At 51.7% G+C, this 5,663-nt stretch carries 5 protein-coding genes and 1 pseudogene; all 6 read right to left on the reverse strand.

All coding sequences use genetic code 11. The features are described 5' to 3' along the window. Positions 1–301, reverse strand: a pseudogene (locus I5W_RS06575) (hypothetical protein); the annotation flags it as partial. A gap of 78 nt (positions 302–379) precedes the next feature. Further along, positions 380–1,117, reverse strand: coding sequence for a putative type VI secretion system effector (locus tag I5W_RS06580; RefSeq protein ID WP_044528632.1), 738 nt, complete (start codon positions 1,115–1,117; stop codon positions 380–382). Positions 1,118–1,243: 126 nt separating this feature from the next. Continuing rightward, positions 1,244–2,446, reverse strand: coding sequence for a hypothetical protein (locus tag I5W_RS29010; RefSeq protein ID WP_148289046.1), 1,203 nt, complete (start codon positions 2,444–2,446; stop codon positions 1,244–1,246). Next, on the reverse strand, positions 2,385–3,983 hold the full coding sequence (locus tag I5W_RS29015; protein WP_148289047.1) for a T6SS effector BTH_I2691 family protein: 1,599 nt from the start codon (positions 3,981–3,983) through the stop codon (positions 2,385–2,387). Before I5W_RS29015 ends, I5W_RS29010 begins: the two co-directional genes overlap by 62 nt. Positions 3,984–3,986: 3 nt before the next feature. Next, positions 3,987–4,937: a DUF4123 domain-containing protein gene (locus I5W_RS29020; protein ID WP_050010626.1), complete on the reverse strand. Its 951-nt coding sequence runs from the start codon at positions 4,935–4,937 to the stop codon at positions 3,987–3,989. Positions 4,938–4,950: 13 nt separating this feature from the next. After that, a partial coding sequence (locus I5W_RS06595; protein WP_148289048.1) for a DUF2345 domain-containing protein occupies positions 4,951–5,663 on the reverse strand: 713 nt, incomplete at its 5' end.

Consider the following 5,663-nt stretch of genomic DNA (forward strand, 5'->3'; position numbering starts at 1 on the left):
AAGGCCATAAAGAACACCAGCTTTGCAATTCGTCGTCGCTAAAAATCCAGATAAGAACTTGAAGAGTAAAGACTAAAAGTGATGCTCCTGTGCCAACGGCCATTAAAAGAATTCCATACCCATCCTTGATATCTCCACCCATTCCAGCCAAGGCATTGGCAACCGCAGACATCTCCATTACACGCTGGTTGTTCCTTGTCAGTACGAAGCTGGCCTCGGCGCGGAGGCATTTGTAATTTCTTATCAATCCGCTTGCCATCAAAAGGTCATCGCTGGTTTTGATCTTCGAAAGGGAAATCATCGGTTCGGGACCTCACAAGAGGCTCATTACATCCTCGACAGTCGTTACGACCTTTATTTGAATTTAGACAGCGATCTATTAATACCGAAAATAGAAAGTCCCGTATTCCCCTGGATCGCCTTCTTTTCTCTTCTTCTTGGAGGTTTTTTTCAAGTCAATTCGTGAGGGTTTTTCCCAGCCCAATGCTGCAAAAACACTTTCTGCAACGCGTGAGAATGGCAATAACTTAAAGCCCATATTGATAGCGAATGCTGAGAAAACCCCTATAAAGCAGGCCAAGAATATGTAGTTATCTATGTCCAAGAATAACTCCCTTGTAAATCCTAAGAACATCCCAAGTGCAAAGAAAATTACAACAGAAATCAAACAAAATACCCATATAAACCAAGCCTTTAAAACGGATTTCCAGTGCGCAAAAACTCCGCGACTGCAGTAAGGATAAAGAGCAATCATCTGGTCTGAAGGTCTTGCAATGGCGGTGAGCTCATGGCCATCGCTCGTTTTGCGATATACAACGTTGACTGCATCACCTTCGACGAACGGGCTTCTCCATACCCATCCTTGATACCTTTTTCCATCAATATCGAACGAGACATAATCTGCTGCCTCCTCGATATGAGAGGCATTGGCCATTTGAGAAGTGGCTATTCCACCCATTCCAGCCAATGCGTTGGCCACGGCGGAAATTTCCATTACTCGTTGGTCGTTCCGTGTAAGTGCGAAGCTAGCTTCTGCGCGAGTACATTCGTAGTTTTCAATAACTCCGCTTGCCATCAGCAGATCGTCGCTACTTTTTATCCTTAAAAAGGAAACCATTAAATTACCCCTATCTCAATAAGCGACTTTTCGAGCGCTTTTTGCTGAACAGAACTATCTGAATATGACGCATTGGAATTTCTTTTTATTCCAAATACGGAGAGTGAGCACCAATCTTCCAGTGCATCATCGGTAATCACCCAAATGATTATTTGGACGCCAAAGCTCACAACAGATACCCAGGCTCCCAGCGACATGAATAGTATTCGCCGCCCGATAGTGCAGTGGCGGTCGCGCCACCTGCCCGGCAGCATTTGCAATCGCAAGCGATCCTGTTGCTCGTCCTATTAAAGGCGCGGCGTAGGTAAGTGTGGCAAGCATAGTCATCGTTACATTGGCTAAACCCAATACTCCCTTGGTTAGATATGCAAAAAATAGCGGGCGCTGTCCTCTGTCGAGACTTTTTTGAGCGTCCATAAAATCAAAAACCATCCCGATAATCCCAGCCCCAACACTTAATACCGCCCCACCAAACTTAAATTTCTGATACGGAATACTCTCCGCACCTGGAGACTCTTTCAGTTGAGTTGCCACGATGTCCGCGATTGCCGCGCCGATCGACATGAATGATGCCGCCAGCATCGCAAAGCTCTTACCATCTTTTTTCGTATTGCAGTCGTAGAGCAACTTCATCGTATTGATGCCCTCAATGAAGAGCACGAGAAAGCCGATCCGCGTATCTCTCAAGATGCCGGGGGCCTTTTCGCCTTTGATCGCTTTTTCCCAGGCTGCTTTCTGGTCACGGATGGCGACATAACCGGGGCCGATCTCGGACTTCGTACCAACATCCTTGACCGTTGTTTGCGGACTTCCACTGGCGGTCGGTTTTGGGATTTCCCCGCCAGAACGCAAGATGGCAAGCGTGTTCTCTCGCTCAAGCTGGGTAGAGTCGATCATCTTCGCGATCTGGGAAATCGCGACGTTGTGTTCGATATTGGCCCGAATGGCGAACATGTACTGGATCAGCTTTTCACTCGCCATCTCGGACAGACTTTCTATGACCGTGAAATGCTTGAAGATACGATCTCCGGTGGTGGCCGCCCATCGGTCAAAACCGTTCAAGTTGATCATGCGTACTGGCATGATCGGTACGCCAAAAGCCGTAGCAGTACCTGCCAAGGCCTTCTCGTTAGCATTGGCAATGCCGGCACTTTTTTTATAGACATCGACGAGAATCTTCAACGTCTTTTGAACATATCCGGTCACATTGCTGAAGGGGGCATGTACTTTTTCATTTTTCAGTCGTGTGCCTCCTTCCAACGCCAGATTAAGTCCCGGAAATGGCGGCTGCCTGATTTCGCGCCAAGGTGCGCCAGACGAGATTCCCATCTGAGGCCTTCATTTCCTTGATCCATTCATCGAGCTTGGCTCTGCCTGCAGCAGTCCTGTTGATGCCGTAGATCGCGTCCCCAATATGGTTTTCAAAAGCGACTCCGTCCATCAAATCGTGAGGATTGAATTCAGTCAGTGCATCAATGAATGGCCCCGCTTGCAACCACGCAATCAGATCTTCATGCCGTTGATCCAGCACCTTCTGCAATCTATCCTCAAATTTTCCGAACTCGGATTTAAAATCGTTGTAGGCCCGCATGTCGAGTTTCTTCTGGCATTTCTCCCATTCGTGCTTGATGATCCGTTCCTGCGCTTTGCCGCGTTCAACAACCAAATTGTCGACTTCTTGTCGGATGCGAGCAATTGTTGCCGCGCGTTGTGCCGGACTCTCCCAATAAGCGCGTGTCAATTGGTCGTCATAGCCGAGAGATTGAGCGATCTCGTGTTGCTCCAGATATTCCAACGTATCGTTGATATCCTGCTCTCGTTGCTGCATGTCTGCTGGCAAACTCTGGGCGCGAGCTCTTCTCTGCGCTATGTTGCGCGGAAGGACTTCGAGCTTGTTGTACAAGTCGCGATTGCGGGCTTGTACCTGCGTGGAGTGATCCGTCAGTAGTTTCTGAAGATTATCGAGCGTCATCATGCCGTCGATCTGGAATTCCCTTTCGGTCTGGTATTGATTGGCCCATGCCATAGGTTCGGCATAGAAGTTGTTGAGTTCGAGGGCGATGCCCATGGCGTCCCATACGGCAAGTAATGCCGGCTTCTTTGACGGTCCCTTGGCGCTCTTGCCTATCTCGGTCATTACTTTGATCAGAGGGGCGCACTGGTCCTTACGCATCCAGACCCGATGGCGCGTCACTTCGCGCTCCAACTTCGCTTGCGAAGCACCGCCGTTCCTGGTGGTAAATCCCTTGATATTCAAGGGTTCGTTGAGGGACGCCGGATCAAACGATGGGTTGTATTCCAGAACCTGGTTGATATTGGATTCGGTTGCCGGCAGGCAGTGCTGGTATTTTCCCGAGGCTATCCATTTTGCAGGTTCGAAAGCCTGCATTCTTTTCGCGCGCGAGGCTGGATGCAACTGGAAATCTTTATAGGTTTCTGCGCTCCATGGATGGTCTGAAAAAGCAATCCATACCTTGCCGCACTTCTCCGGAGTCGGAATCACGATCACCGATGCCGGCAAGTTATGCCCTGATCTCGCGCAGGTGGGATCGCTGGTGACAGGGGATATCTGCAGGTGTGAGTTCATTTTCCACAAATACCCTGTCTCACTGACGCCATAGGTCTCCCATTTGATAAGAACGTTGGTTGGATGGCGTTCATAGTAGACGTAGGCATACCCCTGTCGCAGTACTCGCAAGGCATATTGATGATGGTCAATGGAGACGTCCTTCACCTTGTCGCCGAGACCAGCGGGCAATGTTGCTGGGATGCTCTTTGGAACTACCGCATAGCGACAAGGAAGAATGGCCAGGCCGTCCTTATTGCAGTTCCGGCATTGAGGATTCTGGGGATTCGTGCAGCCCATTTTTTATTTATCCGTTAAAAATTGCGCCAAGTGCTGCGCGGATAGACCAAGGGTTTCGGTGATGGATTCCGAGTAAGCTTCGCCTAGGCGTGTACGTTCCCACACGGATTCTAGACGTGCGTCGTGATAGAAAATCTCTCCCAACTGGAGCAAATGAAAGATGAAAAGGATGCGGTCATCGGGGTGCGAAAGGCCCCTTTCTGTCGCTGCTAGCAATGCAGAGAAAATGCTGTCTTGGGAGAGTATCTGATGGCGATCACCCCCTTCGCTTAACCAATACATCCACGCTGCATGTATTTCTGCATAGTGCTCCAGGCGATACCACTGGGTTGCCGAAAGTTTCAACGGCGCTTGCCACGAACGCTCTTGCGGCTGTGGGTACTCCATGTCCAGTTCTCGACGCGCCAGCTCTATCTGCTGCTGGCGACCAATGCTGATCAGCGCATCAGCTGAGCCGATGAGCGTGGATTTTTGCGTTGGAGTCAGCGTTGGCCAAAGCCACTCACGAACAGCGGGGTCATTGAATCGTAATAGACGGCTTTGTCCCTTTTCGTGATGGATGCACACGGATCTGGCCCAATGTCCGGCCAACTCTTTGGCGCTCATTGAGCCGATCACCCATCCAGCTATAGGTTGTCCTGGAGATGCTTGCAAGGTCTCAAAGTCCCAAGCTGTCCAGGCCATGGCCACGCTGTTGGCGAAGATTTCACTGTCTTCGTAACGCTGGAGATCCAGCGGAAGAAGACTCGGCGCAAACCGACGATCAAAGCGCGGATGCTCAATAGGTATCGCTACACATTCCTTCGCCTTTGTTCCTGCAAGACCCATTTGGTGGGCAAGGGGGTTGAGCCATAACAGGCACTGTCCGTCACTTTCTTCGGCAATCAGTCGGTGAAGTGCATGGAGATGGCCATCCCAGGCGGGTACTGTCGTCAGCAATTGTTCGTTTTCCATCGCTTCACCTGACTTACAGTATTTGATAGCCAGACAGGGTATGGTTGGCATCCTGAGTGGACTGCTCACATCCCTTCATGGTCCCGGTCTTCATCGCCAATCCAGACGAACTCCCCTGCGGCCCAGTCAACTCCTTCACACTCCCCCTGAACTCCATCGCCCCCGGCCCATGCACTTCGATATTGCCGCCCTCCAGCTTGATCCACGCTCCTTGCGCACTGAACTGCACATGCTGCTTGCCGGTGATCTGCACATCCTTGCCCACGCTGGCCACTGTCAACTGCCTGGCCGAGGTCAGCGAGGTCTGTCCTGAGGGGCTATGCACACTCACCTTGCCGGAGGCCGCGTGCAAGGCGATGCCACTGTCTTGCACCGGCTTGCTGCTGTTGCTGACCTTGCCGTAGGTGAACAGGCTGATGCCGGACTTGGCCAGGTGGTGCAGGTTGCCTTGAGCGATCTGGTTGATGTCCTTGCCTGCGGTCACGCTGCTGGTCACGCCGGCGGCCAGGATGGCGCTGGCCGGGGTGGTGGCGGCGATGCCGGCCGGGCTGGAGAGTTGCAGTTGCGGAGCGCTGAAGGCAGGGGCAGCGCTTGAGGCGCCTTCACTGCCATCGTCGCCGCCACTGCTGTTGCCGGCTGAAGCCGTGGCGCTCGCCTTGAGCACCTCGACCGACTGCGCCAGCGACTCTACCGCAGGCAACTTGCTGCCTCTGTTCGCCGTCGAAT

The organism is Herbaspirillum sp. B65, assembly GCF_000333555.1.
Classification (GTDB): Bacteria; Pseudomonadota; Gammaproteobacteria; order Burkholderiales; family Burkholderiaceae_D; genus Herbaspirillum; species Herbaspirillum rubrisubalbicans.

Bases quoted from the DNA above. Each gene is read 5' to 3' on its own strand.
- I5W_RS06580 (WP_044528632.1), bottom strand. From the start codon at position 1,117: ATGGTTTCCTTTTTAAGGATAAAAAGTAGCGACGATCTGCTGATGGCA.
- I5W_RS29010 (WP_148289046.1), bottom strand. From the start codon at position 2,446: ATGGGAATCTCGTCTGGCGCACCTTGGCGCGAAATCAGGCAGCCGCCA.
- I5W_RS29015 (WP_148289047.1), bottom strand. From the start codon at position 3,983: ATGGGCTGCACGAATCCCCAGAATCCTCAATGCCGGAACTGCAATAAG.
- I5W_RS29020 (WP_050010626.1), bottom strand. From the start codon at position 4,937: ATGGAAAACGAACAATTGCTGACGACAGTACCCGCCTGGGATGGCCAT.